The sequence below is a fragment of the Pseudidiomarina fusca genome (assembly GCF_032227045.1).
Taxonomy (GTDB): Bacteria; Pseudomonadota; Gammaproteobacteria; order Enterobacterales; family Alteromonadaceae; genus Pseudidiomarina; species Pseudidiomarina fusca.
Genome location: NZ_JANFPJ010000001.1, coordinates 290,583 through 309,589, shown reverse-complemented (window position 1 = coordinate 309,589; position 19,007 = coordinate 290,583). Strand labels below are relative to the sequence as shown.

At 44.6% G+C, this 19,007-nt stretch carries 13 protein-coding genes; 12 read left to right on the top strand and 1 reads right to left on the bottom strand.

Annotated elements, in window-relative coordinates; genetic code table 11:
* Nucleotides 1-15 precede the first annotated feature (15 nt).
* The 8 genes from NOG12_RS01420 to NOG12_RS01385 all read left to right on the top strand — a co-directional run bounded on the left by NOG12_RS01420 (nt 16) and on the right by NOG12_RS01385 (nt 11,883).
* On the top strand, nt 16-924 hold the full coding sequence (locus NOG12_RS01420; protein ID WP_110075266.1) for a hydroxymethylglutaryl-CoA lyase: 909 nt from the start codon (nt 16-18) through the stop codon (nt 922-924).
* Nucleotides 924-2,867 carry an acetoacetate--CoA ligase gene (locus tag NOG12_RS01415; RefSeq protein ID WP_313932215.1) on the top strand — a complete coding sequence of 648 codons (1,944 nt, stop codon included), beginning with the start codon at nt 924-926 and terminating at the stop codon, nt 2,865-2,867. The genes NOG12_RS01420 and NOG12_RS01415 overlap by 1 nt, the downstream gene beginning before the upstream one ends.
* Nucleotides 2,868-5,072, top strand: coding sequence for a putative bifunctional diguanylate cyclase/phosphodiesterase (locus NOG12_RS01410; protein WP_313932214.1), 2,205 nt, complete (start codon nt 2,868-2,870; stop codon nt 5,070-5,072). It begins immediately after the preceding gene.
* A 28-nt stretch (nt 5,073-5,100) separates the two neighbouring features.
* Entirely contained in the window at nt 5,101-6,744 is a 1,644-nt protein-coding gene (locus NOG12_RS01405; RefSeq protein WP_313932213.1) for an electron transfer flavoprotein-ubiquinone oxidoreductase, read from the top strand.
* 107 nt (nt 6,745-6,851) lie between these two features.
* On the top strand, nt 6,852-7,262 hold the full coding sequence (locus tag NOG12_RS01400; protein ID WP_313932212.1) for an H-NS family histone-like protein: 411 nt from the start codon (nt 6,852-6,854) through the stop codon (nt 7,260-7,262).
* 100 nt (nt 7,263-7,362) lie between these two features.
* Nucleotides 7,363-8,073, top strand: a complete 711-nt coding sequence (tsaA, locus tag NOG12_RS01395; protein ID WP_110075271.1) for a tRNA (N6-threonylcarbamoyladenosine(37)-N6)-methyltransferase TrmO — start codon at nt 7,363-7,365, stop codon at nt 8,071-8,073.
* Between the two features lie 87 nt (nt 8,074-8,160).
* Nucleotides 8,161-9,864, top strand: a complete 1,704-nt coding sequence (locus NOG12_RS01390; RefSeq protein WP_313932211.1) for a proline--tRNA ligase — start codon at nt 8,161-8,163, stop codon at nt 9,862-9,864.
* A 192-nt stretch (nt 9,865-10,056) separates the two neighbouring features.
* Entirely contained in the window at nt 10,057-11,883 is a 1,827-nt protein-coding gene (locus NOG12_RS01385) for a long-chain-acyl-CoA synthetase (protein ID WP_313932210.1), read from the top strand.
* Between the two features lie 119 nt (nt 11,884-12,002).
* Here the strand turns inward: NOG12_RS01385 and NOG12_RS01380 are convergent, their stop codons facing one another.
* Complete coding sequence (locus NOG12_RS01380) at nt 12,003-12,848, bottom strand: DMT family transporter (protein ID WP_110075275.1); 846 nt, start codon at nt 12,846-12,848, stop codon at nt 12,003-12,005.
* Nucleotides 12,849-12,956: 108 nt separating this feature from the next.
* Here NOG12_RS01380 and NOG12_RS01375 point away from each other — a divergent pair, with 108 nt between their 5' ends.
* From NOG12_RS01375 to NOG12_RS01360, 4 genes are all read left to right on the top strand, one after another.
* The gene (locus NOG12_RS01375) at nt 12,957-13,856 is read left to right on the top strand and encodes a LysR substrate-binding domain-containing protein (RefSeq protein ID WP_110075276.1); all 900 of its coding nucleotides are present in this window, start codon (nt 12,957-12,959) and stop codon (nt 13,854-13,856) included.
* 101 nt (nt 13,857-13,957) lie between these two features.
* Nucleotides 13,958-15,013: a cytochrome P450 gene (locus NOG12_RS01370; protein ID WP_313932209.1), complete on the top strand. Its 1,056-nt coding sequence runs from the start codon at nt 13,958-13,960 to the stop codon at nt 15,011-15,013.
* Between the two features lie 187 nt (nt 15,014-15,200).
* Complete coding sequence (katG, locus tag NOG12_RS01365; RefSeq protein WP_313932208.1) at nt 15,201-17,387, top strand: catalase/peroxidase HPI; 2,187 nt, start codon at nt 15,201-15,203, stop codon at nt 17,385-17,387.
* A 72-nt stretch (nt 17,388-17,459) separates the two neighbouring features.
* Nucleotides 17,460-18,953: a protein adenylyltransferase SelO gene (locus NOG12_RS01360; protein ID WP_313932207.1), complete on the top strand. Its 1,494-nt coding sequence runs from the start codon at nt 17,460-17,462 to the stop codon at nt 18,951-18,953.
* The last annotated feature ends 54 nt before the right edge of the window (nt 18,954-19,007 follow it).

Genomic DNA, 19,007 nt, shown 5'->3' with positions numbered 1-19,007 from the left:
GGTGCGGAGACAGAAATGACAATACCTACGCAAGTTAAAATAGTTGAAGTAGGCCCCAGAGATGGTTTGCAGAACGAAGTTGCTGTGCCTCTTGAGGCAAAGGTCGCACTGGTGAATGCATTAGCAAAAAGTGGTTTAACTTACATTGAAACAGGCGCCTTTGTTAGCCCCAAATGGGTTCCTCAGATGGCAGACAGCGCGGCTGTTTTTGCCAACATTGAGCGTTTACCAACAACCACTTATGCAGCATTAACACCTAATTTACAGGGTTTTGAAGCAGCAATTGCAGCAGGCGTAGATGAAGTAGCAGTTTTCGCTGCGGCATCTGAAGCTTTTAGTCAAAAAAATATTAATTGCAGTATTGCAGAGAGCCTTGCGCGTTTTGCACCTGTTATTGCAGCTGCTCGGCAAGCTAACATCCGTGTTCGTGGCTATGTCAGTTGTGTTCTCGGATGTCCTTATCAAGGCCACGTTGAGATCTCGCAAGTAGCCGCCGTAGCCGAACAACTCTGGCAGCTTGGCTGTTACGAAATATCCCTTGGCGATACTATTGGCGTAGGGACACCATTGCACGCCCAACAGATGCTAGCAGCCGTTGCTGAACGAGTGCCGATGCAGCACTTAGCGTTGCATTTTCATAATACTTACGGGCAAGCACTGGCCAACATCGCTAGTTGTCTACCTATGGGAATAAGCACCTTTGACAGTGCCGTGGCTGGTTTAGGTGGCTGTCCTTATGCCAAAGGCGCTAGCGGTAACTTAGCTACTGAAGACTTAGTTTATATGCTTGAAGGTATGGGTATTACCACCGGTATCAATCTTAATCAATTAGTCGAAGCCGGCGCCGCTATTTGTCAGCATTTAAATCATGGTCCACGCTCACAAGTCGCACTCGCTGAATTAGCAAAACAGGAAACCAAGTAATGTCAAACTCAGTTATGTGGCAGCCTACTGCCGAGCAAATTGAGCAGGCGCGTATGACTGATTTTATGCGCACCATCAATCGCCAACAACAACTCCAACTGGCTAGCTATCATGATTTACATGCTTGGTCAGTAGCTCATAGCCCCACCTTTTGGCGCAGCCTATGGGATTATTGTGACGTTATTGGTGAGCCAGGCGAAATAATAGTTAAAGACGCCGATAAACTCCCCGGCGCTTCTTGGTTTCCTCAAGCCACGCTTAATTTTGCAGAAAACCTCTTACGCTATCGAGACGACCGCACTGCACTCACTTTTCGCGGCGAAAATGGTAGTCGGCAGCAACTTAGCTACGCACAGTTGTATCACAGGGTCGCTGCGCTAGCAGCAGCTATGCGTAAAGACGGTATCGTTGCCGGCGACCGCGTTGCTGGTATGATGCCTAACTGTATTGAAACAGTTGTAGCGATGCTAGCAACCACCAGTATCGGAGCTGTGTGGTCATCATGCTCTCCTGATTTTGGTGTACAAGGTGTCGTGGATAGATTTGGTCAGATCACGCCTAAACTGCTGATTACCATTGATGGCTACTTTTATAACGGCAAAACCATCGATATTCATGAAAAAGTTGCCGCGATAAGAGAACAATTGCCCAGCTTACAACGCACCCTTGTTATCCCCTTTGCCGAACTAAACCAGACGTTAGCTCCTGGTTGTGACGCTTGGGATGATTACCTGATAGAAGATGCCAACACCCTTCACTTTGAACCTATGCCGTTCAATGCACCGCTTTATATTATGTTCAGCTCAGGCACAACGGGGGTCCCTAAATGTATCGTGCATGGTATTGGTGGAACACTTTTACAGCATCTTAAAGAACATGCTCTCCACACTGATATCCGTCGCGATGACGTTTTCTTCTACTTCACCACGTGCGGCTGGATGATGTGGAACTGGTTGGTTTCTGGTCTTGCTCAAGGCGCTACCTTGGTGCTTTTTGATGGTTCTCCTTTTGCCCCTAGCCCTGCATATTTGTGGCAAGTGGCCGACGAGGAAGGCATCACCGTATTTGGGACTAGTGCGAAATATCTATCAGCCCTAGAAAAAGCCGGTTATCAGCCCAAACAACAGCATTCGTTAACTCAATTGCGAACCATTTTAACGACCGGCTCGGTGTTGGCGCCGGAGAACTTTGATTATGTTTATCGAGATATCAAAGCTGATCTTTGTTTGTCGTCCATTTCAGGTGGTACTGATATCGTTTCATGTTTTGCACTCGGCAACCCTATTCTTCCCGTATATCGTGGTGAACTGCAATGTCGTGGCTTAGCTCTTGATGTGCAGGTATTTAACGAGCAAGGTAACCCAGTAACAGGCGAAAAAGGTGAATTAGTTTGTCTTAACAGCTTTCCCTGCATGCCCATTGGTTTTTGGAACGATAACCAAGGAGAACGCTATTTTAACGCGTATTTTGCACGATTTAATCAAGTCTGGGCACATGGCGATTATGCCGAAATAACCCAACACCAAGGTGTAATTATTTATGGTCGCTCCGATGCTGTTCTTAATCCTGGTGGCGTTCGCATAGGTACTGCTGAAATTTATCGACAAGTTGAAAAAGTCGAAGCCGTCTTAGAGAGTATTGCTGTGGGACAACGCTGGCAAGATGATGAGCGCGTGGTGCTGTTTGTGCGTCTACGTGACGGGTTACAGCTCAACGATGCCTTACAACAGCAAATACGACAGACTATTCGGACGCATGCTACGCCACGTCATGTTCCTGCGATTATTGCTCAAGTAGCTGATATACCAAGAACTATCAGTGGTAAAATTGTTGAACTTGCGGTACGTCAAGTGATTCATAATGAACCGGTAAAAAATACCGACGCTCTCGCAAACCCAGACGCGTTGCAGTACTTTGTAAACCGACCTGAACTACAGGAGTAAGTGTTAGTGCGCGGTTGGCGGTCCTACTTTATTGTAGCAATTATCACTCTCGGGGTTACCATGCTGGCATGGCTAACCTTAGAGAGTTATGATCATTCGCGCATTCACCAACGTATCCAAGACGATGCACAAAGTGTTGAAAGCAACCTCAGAGCTAGTCTCATCAGGCTCATGTACACCGCAGAAATCACCGGTGAATTGCTTCAGCAACCGTCTATTTCAGTGGTTGATGATCCTGGCCAAGCCATTAATGATATTTTAGCCGACTTTTATAAATCGGTTGAAGCCGTTATCTTAGTAGATGATGAGCTGAAAATTATCCAAACATACGGCTCGGTGAATGCTCATTTAGCTCAGCAGACCGAGTTATTGGTTAGCCCTGAAGATCGACTTCATATTCAGCAAAGTCAATTACAGCCCCTATTCGTGGATGGAAAAAACCTCGCTAACGATGCTCACCATTTTGCGCTAATTGTCCCTTTTAAAGATGGTTCCACGTCCTATTTCATGGTTCTATTGGTTGATTTACAAGAGCTATTTGGTGCGACCATCAGGCACCATATTCAAGAAGGTAACCAAATTAGCGTCGTACGTGATAATCAACCGATTTTTTCTTTCGCTGCTAACGATGAGCTACGCAATCTATGGGGAAAAGAATTTACGATAAGAATCGCTGACTCGCGTTTCTTATTTACCCTATGGCCAAGCCATGAGCGTTTTGAGCAACTTCATATTGTTCGACCTATTTACTTGCCGTTAGCTGCTTTATTCCTGCTGGGGCTTGGTTTTTTAGCTGCTTATGCCATTAATAAGCGCGAATTAAATATCAAGCGGCTAAATAACCAGCTTGCTGAATTGCAGCTTCATCTGCAAACCAAAAATGAGCTTCAGGCGAGGCTAGAGTTCTTGTCTGAACACGATGCTTTAACTGAATTACCGAATCGCAATGCACTCATTCGTTATTTAATACAGCACTTAGCCGAGCAACAAGCAGAATTAGGCAATACGCTAGTATTGCAATTAAATCTCGATCATTTTAAAGACATCAATAATGCCCTAGGTCACAAAATTGGTGATGAATTACTTCGACGCGTAGCTCATCGATTAGAACGGTTATCACTGCCAGGAAGTTACTTGGCGCGGTTAGGTGGTGATGAGTTTTTGTTAGTTAAAGCCGATGTGAATAGTAATGACAAGGCACATGAAATTGCGACCTTAGTCAATCAACAAATAGAACCTCAGTTTTTTATCAATAACCATGAGATTTATAGTTCATTTTCAATAGGTATGGCCTTTGCCAATGATGCGAATTACGATGCTGAAACTCTATTACGCCATGCTGATATTGCCCTAAATAAGGCTAAGCAAATTGGTTATCGCGGCGTATGTATTTATACCCAAGATCAGCAGTCAGAATTAAGTCAGCGGTTATACGTACTTGAACAATTACATGAAGCTATTGAGTCACAAAAATTGGAAGTTCATTATCAACCCATCTTTGACCTTCGTAGTAATCAAATTGTGTCGCTAGAGGGACTCTTGCGTTGGCGCCAACATGATGGTGACCTGGCATTTCCTGAATATTTTCTGCCACTCGTCGAAGATACAGGTTTGATTGTACGATTAACGGAAACTATTCTCAGAAAAATATTTAATCAATTTAAAACATGGCGTGATGGCGAGTATCATGACTTAAGAATTGGAATAAATCTCTCAGGTAAACAGTTAGCACTACCTGAATTACCAGAGCTATTAAAGGAAAACTTAAGACGAACTAATATACCAGCTCAGTTGGTTTATATTGAGATTAGAGAAGAGCTTTACTGTTCTCACGCACAATTCGATGATGGGATATTAGTAACGCTTAAAAAACTTGGATTTAGATTAACCGTTGATGGCCTTGGATTAAATTATGCTTCGATTGCTGCGATGGAAAAATGCGTTCCCCATCAATTAAAAATCGGGCAACCCCTCATTGAGAAGCTGCCCTATGATGTAATACAAAGTTTGATTACTGACACTATGATTAAATTTAGCCGGCACAAAGCCATTGAAATTAGCGCCGTAGGTGTAGAGAATCAGCAGCAGGTAGATTTTTTATTACAGCGTGATTGTGTATCGGCGCAAGGATATTTCCTTTCTCGTCCTGTTCCAGCCGAACAAGTTCAAAGTATTTTAGATGCTCAGATACAACAGCGTGGTTGAGCACACTAGTAAATAAAAGGAGTAGCAAATGCAACGCGAAAGTATGGAGTTTGATGTTGTTATTGTTGGAGCAGGTCCAGCAGGATTGAGTTGTGCTATTCGCTTGGCTCAACAAGCCAAAGAAAAACAACAAGAATTAATGATATGCGTTGTTGAAAAAGGTTCTGAGGTAGGTGCTCACATTTTATCAGGCGCCGTTTTTGAACCACGCGCATTAAATGAGTTATTGCCAAATTGGCAAGAATTGGGAGCGCCGCTGAATACTCCAGTCACGCACGACCAAATCATGCTCTTCAAAAACTCAGAAAAGGCAACTGAACTGCCGTCTTTCATGGTCCCTAAGACATTCCACAACCATGGTAACTACATTACTAGTATAGGTAATCTTTGTCGCTGGTTAGCCGAACAAGCCGAAGCATTGGGCGTTGAAATATTCCCTGGATTTCCAGCGGCCAGCATCATCATTGAAGAGCAACGTGTAGCTGGTGTAATTACTGGTGATATGGGCATTAACAGTAACGGCGAACAAAAACCAGGATTTGAACCCGGCATGGAGCTTCGTGCTAAATATACTGTTTTTGCCGAGGGGAGCCGTGGCCATCTAGGTAAGCAGTTACAGCAAGAATTTAAATTAGCCGAAGATTGTTCACCACAACATTATGCGATTGGTTTTAAAGAAATATGGGATATCCCAGCAGAGCAACATCAACCAGGGTTAGTTGTGCATAGCACCGGCTGGCCACTCACCGACGAAGCAACCGGTGGTGGCTACCTTTACCATGCAGAAGATGGCCAGGTTTATGTAGGCTTGATTGTCGATCTAAACTACAAGAACCCTTACTTAAGCCCCTTTAACGAGTTTCAGCGATTTAAAACGCATCCTAAGATTGCTGCCACACTGAAGCAAGGTAAACGTGTTTCGTACGGTGCGAGAGCAATTACTAAAGGTGGCTTTCATAGCTTGCCGCGCATGACGGTTCCCGGTGGCATTTTAATAGGATGCAATGCTGGCACGCTTAATTTTGCAAAAATCAAAGGCAATCACACCGCAATGAAATCTGGGATGTTAGCTGCCGAAAGTATTTTTAATGCGTTACATAACAATACCGCAGACCACGAATTGAAAGATTTTGACGCTCGTTTTAAAGAATCTTGGTTATATGATGAGCTTTACCGCTCACGCAATTTTGGTCCAGCAGTTCATAAGTTTGGTACTTACCTTGGTGGCGCATATAACACCATCGATCAGAACTGGTTTGGCGGTAAGCTCCCATTCAACATTAAAGACCAGCATGAAGATCACGCGCAGTTAAAACTGGCGCGCGAATGCCAAGTCATTGAGTACGAAAAGCCTGATAACAAATTGACCTTTGATAGATTATCATCCGTTTTTTTATCGAATACTAATCATGAAGAAGATCAGCCTTGTCATTTAAAGCTTAAGGATTCGAGCATTCCATTGAATGTGAATATGCCCAAATTCGCAGAGCCAGCTCAGCGCTACTGCCCTGCTGGCGTTTATGAAGTGGTAGAAGAAAATGGTAAAGATGTATTTAAGATAAATGCCCAGAATTGTATTCACTGCAAAACATGTGATATTAAAGATCCGTCGCAAAATATTACTTGGGTGACACCTGAAGGTACAGGTGGACCTAATTACCCTAATATGTAACAGCTTAATTTTCATGTCCGAGAAATCGGACATGAAAATAAGATTGTCGTCGTAATAAAACTCGTATGTAATATCGCCTCATAACTTAATAAAGAGAGTTTCGTTTAATGAGTGAATTTATTTCTATATTAACCCACGGACGACGGTTAAAAGCTGCAATAAAAGAGTTATCGGTTGAAGAGTTAAAAGAAGTTCAGTTAAAGCTTGGGAAAATAATCGACGATCGGATTCAAGAAGAAGCAGAACTTCGTCAACAAGAAGCCGAACGACTTGAGAAAATAGCGGCATTAAAAGCTGCTATCGCCGATGCTGGTTTATCTCCGGAAGATCTGATGGATACCTCCTCTGCTGGTACCTCTGTCCAGACAAAACGTTCGCGCTCACCCAAGCCAGCGAAATATGCCTACACAGATGAGCATGGTGTACGTAAAACCTGGACGGGCCAAGGCCGTATGCCAAAAGCTATCGTAAAAGCGCTAGCCGAAGGTGCCAGCTTAGAACAGTTTTTATTAAAATAGATAAGCCCGAACTGGCACTTATAAGCATACCTAGTGATGCAATTAGAGTGCCAGTAACACAAGCCTCAGTAGTCCTATCTTAAGGGGCTAGCATAGCTTCATGAAACACCATCAAATAGAAATCATAGGTAAGGTACATTCGCCCTACCAACAAAAATTTGCTGTTCCTCGACAACCGGGACTGGTTCGCGCTGCTACCACTACCATTGAACTGACAGGGCCTTATAGCCAGCCTGATTGCTGCCGAGGGTTGCTCGATTTTTCTCATATTTGGGTCATCTTTGTCTTTCATCAGACCGTTGCAAGCGGTTGGAAACCGTTGGTGAGGCCACCGCGATTAGGCGGTAATCAACGTAAGGGCGTTTTCGCCACCAGAGCGACCTATCGCCCCAATGGCCTGGGGATGTCGGTGGTAAAACTGTTGAGCATTGATTACCACAGCGGTAGCACGTGGATTACCGTTGAAGGTGCGGATTGGGTAGATGAAACTCCGGTGGTCGATATTAAGCCTTATTTACCCTACGCTGATAGTGTTATCGATGCTCAAGGTGGCTTTGCCGATAATCGCCCTACTACCGAATTAGTGACTCATTTCAGTGAACAAGCCATACAAGACCTAGCCTTACTTGCTGACGATTATCCAAACCTAAAAGAACTGATCGGGCAAGTGTTAGAACAGGATCCACGTCCTGCTTATAACAAAGCAGCTCATCAAGAGAAAATCTATGGTATGGCGCTTTATGATTTAAATATTAAGTGGCGGGTCAAACAACAGCAAAATATAGTCTTAAGCGTCACTAAAGCCTTTTGACTTAGCCCCGCTGCTGGTAGAATTCTATCCATTACTTAACTACTATAAGCGCTTTAATTAGCTCCTAGTTGGAACTTTGAGGGACACATGCGTACTAGCCAATACTTACTTGGAACACTAAAAGAAACACCTGCTGATGCCGAAGTTATTAGCCATCAATTAATGCTTCGCGCCGGTATGATTCGTAAAGTAGCTGCTGGTCTTTATACTTGGACACCAACAGGTTTACGAGTTTTACGTAAAGTAGAGCGTGTAGTCAGAGAAGAAATGGAACGCGTTGGTGCGCTAGAAGTGTTAATGCCTATGGTTCAACCCGCTGATCTATGGCAAGAATCTGGTCGCTGGGAAGATTATGGTCCTGAACTACTTAGATTGAAAGATCGTAGTCATCGTGATTTTGTGCTGGGCCCCACACACGAAGAAGTCATTGCTGAACTCGTTCGAAAAGAAATCAATAGTTATAAGCAATTGCCTATGAACTTATTCCAGATCCAGACTAAATTTCGAGATGAAATTAGACCTCGTTTTGGCGTCATGCGGGCGCGTGAATTTATCATGAAAGATGCTTATTCCTTCCACTTGGACCAAGCTAGTCTTCAAGAAACTTACGATGCTATGCATGCTGCTTACTGTCGTATCTTCGAGCGTTTAAACCTAGATTATCGCCCTGTTATCGCTGATACAGGCTCCATTGGCGGTCACTCCTCTCACGAGTTTCACGTATTGGCTGATTCTGGTGAAGATGATATTGCATTCTCTGATAGTTCTGATTACGCCGCGAACGTTGAAATGGCCGAAGCTATAACACTTCTAGCCGAGCCACCGGCAGCAACCGCAGCTATGGAGAAAGTCGCCACCCCAAACGTTAAAACTATTGCTAGCCTAGTTGATGAGTTTGGTATCGCCATAGAACAGACCGTAAAAACTCTTATTGTTCATGGCTGTAATGAGGGGTCGCTAGTTGCACTTATGATACGTGGCGATCATCAGTTAAATGAAATAAAAGCAGCAAAACTGCCACAGATCGCATCACCGCTCGTGTTCGCAAATGAAGAAGAAATTGTGGCTGCAATTGGCGCAGGCCCGGGCTCTCTTGGACCTGTTGGGCTTCCAATTCCCTTGATTATTGATCGCAGTGTTGCCGTTATGGCAGATTTTGCTGCAGGCGCTAACGATGATGGCTATCATTACTTCAATATCAATTGGAATCGTGATGTTCCGCTACCAGAGGTAGCAGATATCCGCAACGTGGTTACAGGCGATCCTAGCCCCTGTGGTAAAGGTAACCTTCTGATTAAACGAGGTATTGAGGTGGGTCATATCTTCCAATTAGGGAAGAAATACTCAGATGCAATGAAAGTTGGTGTCCTTACTGATAACGGTAAACATGAAACGTTAATGATGGGATGCTACGGTATTGGAGTTTCTCGAATTGTTGCCGCAGCGATTGAGCAGAACCATGATCAATTCGGTATCAAATGGCCAACGGCACTAGCTCCTTTCCAAGTAGTAATCGTACCCATGAATATGCACAAATCGTCACGAGTACAAGATACTGCAGAAAAATTGTATAAAGACCTTCAAGCCCATCATGTAGATGTACTTTTTGATGACCGAAAGGAAAGACCCGGCGTTATGTTTGCGGATATGGAGTTGATTGGAATTCCTCACCAATTAGTGATTGGCGAGCGCAACCTTGATGAAGGTTTAATTGAATACAAAAACCGAACAACTGGTGCAAAACAAACTATCGCGATTGATGATGTTGTTAGTTTTCTTATGTCGCAATAAGTTTTAAAACCGGCCCGCAAGCCACAAGAACCAGATAAAAGCAAAGCCCTGCAGCTGAATCAGCTGCAGGGCTTTCAATTTAAGTCAGATCACTAAGGCAACTATTAAGCAAAAATTACGCGGGCCAGCTATGGAAATAACATCAGTATTAGCGCTAATATAAAGTTAATCCTACTAATTAAACCTTTAACCATGGATAAAAATAATAACAACACGATTTCATGGAAAATGATGTTAGGGGCTTTGATTAAATTCATCCCTCGTTTACCGATTTTTTTCTGCACTCTTGTTAAATTAGCATGGGCTAAAAAACATCACCGTGGCTCTACGGGATGGTTTCTACAGCAAGCAGCTCGCCGATATCCCAAACGTATTTTTTTGAAGACTCATGAGGGCAACTTTACTTACGAAGAATTCAACAGCTGGGTTAATCAATTAGCCCACGCTCTTGCTGCCTATGGTATCAAGGAAGGTGATTGTGTCGCGTTACTTTTTAATAATTCGGCTGCACAGCTAGCTTGGGCATTTGCAATCAATAAGCTTGGGGCCATAGCTGGCATGCTTAACTCAAAACAGCGGCAAGAAACTCTCGCACATAGTATTAAAGTATTGCAGCCCAAGTTATTAATCAGCCAAAGTGCGTACGCCGAGGAAATCGCAACTCTTAACCTAGATCTTCAATGTGCACTTGATTCTAGAATGGAATGGAACCAATTAAGCACTGCCGCGCAAGCTTGTTTTTCCACTGATTTAACGCCCTTAATTAAGGCTGAACATCAACACAATCCACACCAAACCGAGACCATTACTTTAGCTCAGCATTGTTTTTATGTACTTACTTCTGGCACTACTGGTTTACCTAAAGCTGCAGCCATGACCCATTTTCGCTGGTATAAAGCCGGTATTGGCTTCGGCCATATGGCGCTGAGATTGAAACAACAAGATACCCTCTACAACACCCTGCCGCTTTATCATAATACGGCTTTATCCATAGCATTAAGTGCCGTGGTCATGAGTGGTAGTTCGATGGCATTATCTGAACGATTCAGTGCCTCAGGGTTTTGGCAGGATATCAAAGATTTTCAAGCCTCCGTTTTTGTTTATGTGGGAGAAATGTGCCGGTACTTACTAAATCAGCCGCCCCACGCCAGTGATAACCAGCATGATATTCGTGCCATTATTGGTAACGGGATAAGAGCTGAAATCTGGGATGAGTTACAGCAACGTTTTGGTATTCGTCATATTTGCGAACTATACGGTGCTAGCGAAGGCAATGTTGGCTTTGTTAATGCCTTCAACTTAAAACGTACTGTTGGCTTTTCACCCATGACATATGCGGTTGTCGCATTTGATTTTGAACGCGAAATACCGATACAAGATGATCTCGGCTATTTACAACCCGTAGCTAAAGGTGACGTTGGCCTTTTACTAACAAAGGTCTCATCGAAAGCTCCCTTTGATGGTTACACGAATAACCCCCAAGCTAATGCTGAAAAATTACTGGTAGATGTTTTTAAACCTGGCGATTGTTGGTTCAATACGGGTGATCTCGTTCGACATCAAGGGTTTCGCCATATTGCCTTTGTCGACAGAACGGGTGAAACCTTCAGATGGAAGTCAGAAAACGTTGCCACCACAGAAGTTGAGGCACAAATAGCTCGTGTTACCGATATCATTGAAGCTGTAGCCTACGGTGTAAAAGTACCTCATGCCGAAGGTAAAGCAGGGATGGTTAGTCTTGTTCTAGCACAAGGTCGAGAGTTCAATCCTCAAGAGTTCTTTCAAACCATCCGCAAGCACTTACCCGAATATGCGTTACCTCGCTTTATTCGGCTTCGTCAGCATCACGAGCTGACAACTACTTTCAAAGTAATGAAAACTCAATTGAAAAAAGATAGCTTTAGTTTAGCCAAGGTGACCGACCCATTGTATGTGTTAGTTGATTTAAAACATGGTTATCAGCCCCTTAGTACCCAGCTTTATGAGGCTATCCATCAAGGTTTAATCCAACTAAAATAGGTCTAAAAGCACTCATTAACGCTTATATTGAGTCGGACAGTAAGCTCTACTTACAGCGGGGTCTCGTAAGCGCTCAAGCTTTATTTTTAGATTAGTTATCAAGTATCACTTACTGCCTACTAGCTCGACTTTCCCTGACGCCAAGTGAGTAGTGTTAGAGGAATAACAATTAATAGACTCCCCAGGTAAAAACGTAAATCGGGTTGCTCGGCAAAAAACACGAATCCTAAAAGAACGGCACCAATCAATCCTGTGTATTCAGCACTGGTTATCTTATTGCTATCGGCAGCTCGGTATGCATACACGCATGTTGCCGCATAAATCATCGCAAAGCAGCTCGACCCTATAGCTAACCAAAATAAGTACCAATCAAAAGTAGCCCCCTCAATAAGGGTCAACACCAAGGTGGTAGGAATACCAAGTATGTTAGTCAGATAAAGAGTATCAATGATGCTATGTTCGACCGGCAGTTTCTTAATCAGTAGATTATTTATAGCTAAACTTGCAGCCACCACCAACGCAGCTAAAACAAAGATATTTCCTTCACTAGGGTTAACAATAACTAGTACGCCAAGCATACCTAAAGCCGCTGTACCTAATGACCAGAGAGTAACCCTTTCTTTGAAAAAAACACGTGCAAATACCACCGTAATCAGTGGTGCTGCATAAAAAATAGCATTCGCAGTAGCCAAGGGTAAGGTCGTTAGTGAAATAACCATAAATACCGCGCCAAATAAGAAGATATGAGCACGAGTGGCATGCCAGCGTAATTTTTGAGGTAGTAACGGTCGGCGTAAATAAAGCATCACAGGTAGTAGTAACAAAGCTGCACTTAATTGGCGCAGCAGCACAAATTGAAAGGGTGCTTCAAAGCCATCGAGTAACTTAATTAAAGAGTCGGATAGAATCGCAATATTGTTGCCAAAAATTAATAACAACACGGCTAGAATAAGCGAACGATCCACGACTAACTCCTCTTTAACTAACAGACTTTGGCTTGTTGTTAGATTGTACTATCGCGGTGATATTACTTATAATGATATTAATTAAAACAACTATGAGATTTTTGGATAATGAGTATCCCTTTACGCGCTATTCACTATTTTGTTGAAGCTGCTCGTGCGCAAAGCTTTTCTGTGGCGTCCCAGCGCTTGCATGTCTCTCAGAGTGCTGTAAGCCACCAAATAAAAGGGCTTGAGGATTTCCTCGGACATCCATTATTTGTCCGCAGAGGGCGAGATATCTTGCTTACGGCTTTAGGTGAGCAATATCTACAACAAGTGGCACCAGCCATTGATACTATCAGTCACGCCAGTATCGATATGAAGCAACAAAAATCTCGGCAGCTAAAACTAGCGTTGCATGGCTCGTTAGCGGTCAAGTGGCTGATTCCAGCATTAGATGACTTTCGCCTGCGCTATCCCAATATTGATCTATCGCTGCAAATGCTTACTCAAGACGGACGTTTTGATACCCAGTTTGCCGATTGTTTCATTACGACTCAACCACCACGCACCGGCTTTACTCAATATCATTTATACGATGAGAGACTCAAACCCTATTGTGCCAAACCCCTTTGGAGCGAAGCACAGCAATTGCGAGAGCCTCATTTATTAACACAATTCCCATTATTGTCGGCCGCATCTGTATTCAGTTCCAACCAGCCCGGCGAGGATTGGCGACGGTGGTTTGCTGCGGTTCAGCAACCCTTACCACCTCATACTAAAATTCATCACTTTAGTCATGTTTTATTAGCGGTTGAAGCGGCTAAATATGGCCAAGGAATTGCCCTACTCAATGAATTTATGACCAGTACTGCTGAGCGTGCCGATAGCTTGTACGAATTGCCTTTACATAGTATCCGCACCGACGATAGCTTTTACTTTGTTTATCCAAATCGAGCAGCTAAGCGGATTGGTCTTGAAGCTTTAGGTAAGTGGTTGGTTGCTCTTTGCAAAGAAAGAAGTTTGTGATCATGATCTAGGTCAATTGGTTTGACCAAAATGCGAAAAGCTAACTTGTAAACAAGTCTGTAATGCGGATAATGAAGTCTCGATCATTAAGGAGGCTTAATATGTCTTACTCCGCAACGTCGCAAGTAACTGTCACCTGTCACGCTGATGCTATGCAAGTCTTGTCTAAGCCTCAGCTTTTTAGCAATCAGGTATCGCAACATATATCAGTACCGAACGGCATGGATGATGAGCAGCATCAAACCTATCGGCAACTGATTGAGCCCTTTTTTTCAACGACTGCCATCGCTCAGTTTCAGCCCGCTTGTGTTGCTTTGGTAGAGCGCCAAGTAACAGCATTAATTGACCACGCAGATGGTATGACTATTGATTTTATCACAGCTTTTGCTCGTCCCTTTGCGTTGGATATTCAATGGCTTTTTATGGGTTGGCCAGACGATTACAAACCGCTTATTCAGGCTTGGTTACAAGCCCAACAGCAGGCGCAACGCCAACAAGATAAATCGGCTATGGTGATGCTTGCGGCCGAATTTGAGCAACATATAGCCACATTGGCCAAGCTAGCTCAACAGCAGTCACAACCACCGGTGATGCGTCAACTCACCGAATTAAGGATTCACGGCCGAGCACTTAGTTTAGCCGAATTAACCAGCTTAATTCGAAACTGGACGGTAGGAGAATTAGCAACCATTACCGCCAGCGTCGGTATTATAACCGGCTATTTGGCGCAACATCCGCAGCTCCAACAGCAGCTACGCAACAACGACTTACCGCTGCGCGAAAGTATTGATGAAATACTACGTATTCATGCGCCCTTGCCAAGTAATCGACGACGCACTCGTTGTCCTGTGCAACTTGCTCAGCAAGAGCTTCCTTCAGGTACTCCGATAACCCTAGTGTGGCCAGAAATACAGCGGGATGCTGCCGTATTTCCACAGCCATTGACGTTCAATCCGCAGCAAAATGCCGCACATAACTTACTTTATGGTGCTGGAGTTCATGTCTGCCCCGGTAAGCCACTAGCCCAACTGGAGCTAGAAACATTTACGCGTATCTTGCTAGAGCAGGTATCCTGTCTAGAATTAGCCGGCCAGCCAACCTGGTCTAACTACCCTGCTACCGGCTTTAGCTCGTTACCGCTGAAATTAAGTGCTTAAGTTGTCATCAAAAAAGTCTATCTCAGTCATCGATAATTCTAGCTATCTAACTTGTGTGTGGGGCGCTATAGTCTATAGTCATAAAGTGCAGTGAATGGTGCTGATCCTTTGTATTATCGGATACTTAGATGCACCACGACCTAATTTCGTCAGAGTTCTTTGCAGCTCAAAATGAAGAGGAACAGCTATGGATAATAAATCAGCCTCCAGTGGCAAATGCCCCGTGATGCATGGTGGCAATACCAGCTCTAGTAAAACAGTGATGGAGTGGTGGCCTAATGCTCTTAATCTCGACATCTTGCATCAGCATGATAGCAAGACTAACCCGATGGGAGCAGACTTTAATTATGCCGAAGAATTTAAAAAATTAGACTTAGCAGCTGTTAAAAATGATCTGAAAGCACTCATGACCGACAGCCAGGATTGGTGGCCAGCTGACTGGGGTCATTATGGTGGTCTTATGATCCGCATGGCATGGCACTCGGCTGGTACTTATCGTACCGCGGATGGTCGTGGTGGCGGTGGCACCGGCAATCAGCGGTTTGCCCCCTTAAACAATTGGCCTGATAACGTCAATCTTGATAAAGCACGTCGCTTATTGTGGCCCATCAAGAAAAAATACGGCAACAAATTGTCGTGGGCGGATCTTATGATTCTGGCAGGAACCATGGCTTACGAGTCAATGGGTCTCAAATCCTATGGCTTTGCCGGTGGTCGCGCTGATATTTGGCATCCTGAGAAAGATATTTATTGGGGTTCTGAAAGAGAATGGTTAGCTGAAACGGCGCAACGTTACAGTGACGATCAAGACCGTGATAGCTTAGAAAACCCTCTAGCCGCAGTACAAATGGGATTAATTTACGTGAATCCTGAAGGGGTTGACGGTAAGCCCGATCCATTACGCACGGCTCATGATGTCCGCCGCACATTTGCGCGGATGGCGATGAACGATGAAGAAACCTGTGCTCTTACCGCTGGTGGGCATACCGTGGGTAAATGTCACGGCAATGGCGATGCTACTAAGTTAGGTGCAGAGCCTGAAGCGGCTGATGTAACTGAGCAAGGCTTGGGCTGGAAAAATCCAGCTGGTAAAGGTCACAGTGGAAATACCATTACCAGCGGCATTGAAGGGGCTTGGACCACTCATCCAACGCAGTGGGATAACGGCTACTTCTATCTCTTGCTGAACTATGACTGGGAATTAAAGAAAAGCCCAGCTGGTGCTTGGCAATGGGAACCCATCAATATTAAAGAAGAAGATAAACCAGTTGATGCCCATGACCCTAGCAAGCGTTATAACCCAATTATGACCGATGCCGACATGGCCATGAAAATGGACCCTGACTATCGTAAGATTTCAGAGCGGTTCTATAACGATCCTGAATACTTCTCTGAAGTGTTTGCCCGTGCTTGGTTTAAATTAACGCACCGAGATCTAGGACCAAAATCTCGCTACCTAGGCCCTGATGTACCGGCTGAAGACTTGATCTGGCAAGATCCTATTCCTGCGGTTGATTACAGCCTCGACGATACCGAAATTGCCGATCTTAAACAGCAACTTCTTAATAGCGGCTTAAGTACAAGTGAACTGGTTGCGACGGCTTGGGATAGTGCTCGTACCTTCCGCGGCTCGGATTATCGTGGCGGAGCTAATGGTGCGCGAATTCGTTTAGCACCGCAAAAAGATTGGGAGGGTAATGAGCCTGAACGTCTCCAGAAGGTACTAAAAGTACTCGAGAGTATTCAAGCCGGCTTCCATAAACCAATTAGTTTAGCGGATCTTATTGTCTTAGGTGGTACTGCAGCGGTTGAGCAAGCCGCACATGCAGCGGGGGTCGATATTAAGGTACCTTTTGCCCCAGGTCGCGGCGATGCAACCGATGACATGACTGATGCAGAAAGCTTCGAACCGCTTGAGCCAGTACATGATGCCTATCGTAACTATGTGAAAAAAGATTACGCAGTAGCACCCGAAGAACTCATGTTAGACCGCACCCAACTCATGGGCCTAACAGCACCGGAGATGACGGTTTTAGTTGGTGGCATGAGAGTACTAGGCACCAATTTTGGTGGTACCAAACATGGCGTATTTACTGACCGTGAAGGTGTCTTAAGCAATGACTTTTTTGTTACCTTAACTGATATGTCCTATACATGGGAGCCCGCTGGTAAGAATCTTTACCACATTAAGGAGCGTGCTACCGGAGTTACCAAGTATTCCGCAACACGAGTTGATTTAGTCTTTGGTTCTAACTCAATCTTACGGAGTTATGCGGAGGTTTATGCGCAAGATGACGCACAAGAAAAATTTGTGCATGACTTTGTGAAAGCTTGGACCAAAGTAATGAATGCAGATCGCTTCGATTTAATCTAAATCGACAATGCGCTAAGCTAGAACCCGCGTTGGCAAAACCATCGCGGGTTTTTTAATAGATAGAGGCCTATCATGTCAGCGTCATTTACTACCGAACTCAGTTATTGTCAGCTAGCCAATGAATTTTCGACGAGTTGCTCACCCAGCCCAGTATCGGCGCCACAATGGCTAGCTTTTAATCAGCCATTAGCGGCCGAGCTTGGCTTACCCGAAGCTTTTTGGGGGACTGAAGCCGGCTTGCAACTCTTTGCTGGTAACCAACTGCCGGACTGGGCCCAGCCCCATGCGCTAGCCTACAGTGGTCATCAATTTGGTCATTTTAACCCGCATTTAGGTGATGGTCGCGCCATTTTACTGACGGAAATCGTGACCCCTGAGGGACAACGTTTTGATCTGCAGCTAAAAGGCAGTGGCCGCACCCCCTACTCTCGCCGCGGCGATGGCCGCTCTGCCATCGGCCCAGTGATACGAGAGTACTTAGTTAGCGAAGCCATGCATCATTTAGGCGTACCTACGACGCGGGCGTTGGCTGCAGTCGCGACAGGCGATTGGGTACAGCGTGAACAAGCCCAACCCGGCGCAATTTTGGCACGCGTAGCGCGCAGCCATTTACGTGTAGGTACCGCCCAATATGTCTTAAATTTAAATAGTGCGGCTAAGCTTAAAAGCTTTGCCGATTACCTTATTGAACGGCATTACCCAGAGATTATACTCCAACATGCGCCTGGTTTTGCTCGCTATGATGCGCTCCTTAGCGCAGTTATCGAAAGGCAAGCACAATTAATTGCACAATGGATGAGTTTGGGTTTTATCCATGGCGTTATGAACACAGATAACATGAGCTTAGTTGGTGACACTATTGACTACGGCCCCTGTGCCTTTATGGAAGCCTACAACGAACACCAAGTGTTTAGCTTTATTGATAAACAAGGGCGCTACGCCTACGCCAATCAACCTGCAATGGCACAATGGAACCTAGCTCGGTTTGCCGAAACCTTGTTACCTATCATGACCGCTAACGATGCACCTGAACCAGAAGCAGCCATCGCTGCTACCATAGAAAGAGCTACCGAGCTGGTCATGGGCTTTAGTGACAAGTACCAACAGTATTATCAAGCTTACTTTAGCGCTAAAATCGGGCTTAGCGCAGACCATCCAGAGGCCAGCAAATTAGTTCAACAGCTACTTGCGATAATGCAACAGCAGCACATTGATTTCACCCTCGCATTTCGTTACCTAGGGGATGCAGAGCCAAATCGACGCAATCATCTGTTTAGTGATAGTGCGTCATGGTTAACCTGGCATCAGCAATGGTTGCACGCGACTGCGAGTACTCCAACACATCAATTACAGCGCCAACTTAATGAGGTTAATCCAGCTCTGATTCCGCGCAACCATTTAATTGAAGACTGTATTAATGAGGTCGTAAAGACAGGTTCACTCGCTCAATTTGTTCGATTACAGCAAGCCTTCGCACAGCCATACCAAGAACGAGCAGAGTACGCAGATTTAATGCCACCGGCTACTGCCAGCCAGCAGGTTACCACAACCTTTTGTGGTACTTGAAAAAAAGCTGGATTGTTCTAAACAGTTTGGTTATCCTTGCAAACGCAGTAACAA

What these genes read in the sequence shown, in the direction of transcription:
- NOG12_RS01420 (WP_110075266.1), top strand. Translation starts at nt 16, where the DNA reads ATGACAATACCTACGCAAGTTAAAATAGTTGAAGTAGGCCCCAGAGAT.
- NOG12_RS01415 (WP_313932215.1), top strand. Translation starts at nt 924, where the DNA reads ATGTCAAACTCAGTTATGTGGCAGCCTACTGCCGAGCAAATTGAGCAG.
- NOG12_RS01405 (WP_313932213.1), top strand. Translation starts at nt 5,101, where the DNA reads ATGCAACGCGAAAGTATGGAGTTTGATGTTGTTATTGTTGGAGCAGGT.
- NOG12_RS01400 (WP_313932212.1), top strand. Translation starts at nt 6,852, where the DNA reads ATGAGTGAATTTATTTCTATATTAACCCACGGACGACGGTTAAAAGCT.
- tsaA (WP_110075271.1), top strand. Translation starts at nt 7,363, where the DNA reads ATGAAACACCATCAAATAGAAATCATAGGTAAGGTACATTCGCCCTAC.
- NOG12_RS01390 (WP_313932211.1), top strand. Translation starts at nt 8,161, where the DNA reads ATGCGTACTAGCCAATACTTACTTGGAACACTAAAAGAAACACCTGCT.
- NOG12_RS01385 (WP_313932210.1), top strand. Translation starts at nt 10,057, where the DNA reads ATGGATAAAAATAATAACAACACGATTTCATGGAAAATGATGTTAGGG.
- NOG12_RS01375 (WP_110075276.1), top strand. Translation starts at nt 12,957, where the DNA reads ATGAGTATCCCTTTACGCGCTATTCACTATTTTGTTGAAGCTGCTCGT.
- NOG12_RS01370 (WP_313932209.1), top strand. Translation starts at nt 13,958, where the DNA reads ATGTCTTACTCCGCAACGTCGCAAGTAACTGTCACCTGTCACGCTGAT.
- katG (WP_313932208.1), top strand. Translation starts at nt 15,201, where the DNA reads ATGGATAATAAATCAGCCTCCAGTGGCAAATGCCCCGTGATGCATGGT.
- NOG12_RS01360 (WP_313932207.1), top strand. Translation starts at nt 17,460, where the DNA reads ATGTCAGCGTCATTTACTACCGAACTCAGTTATTGTCAGCTAGCCAAT.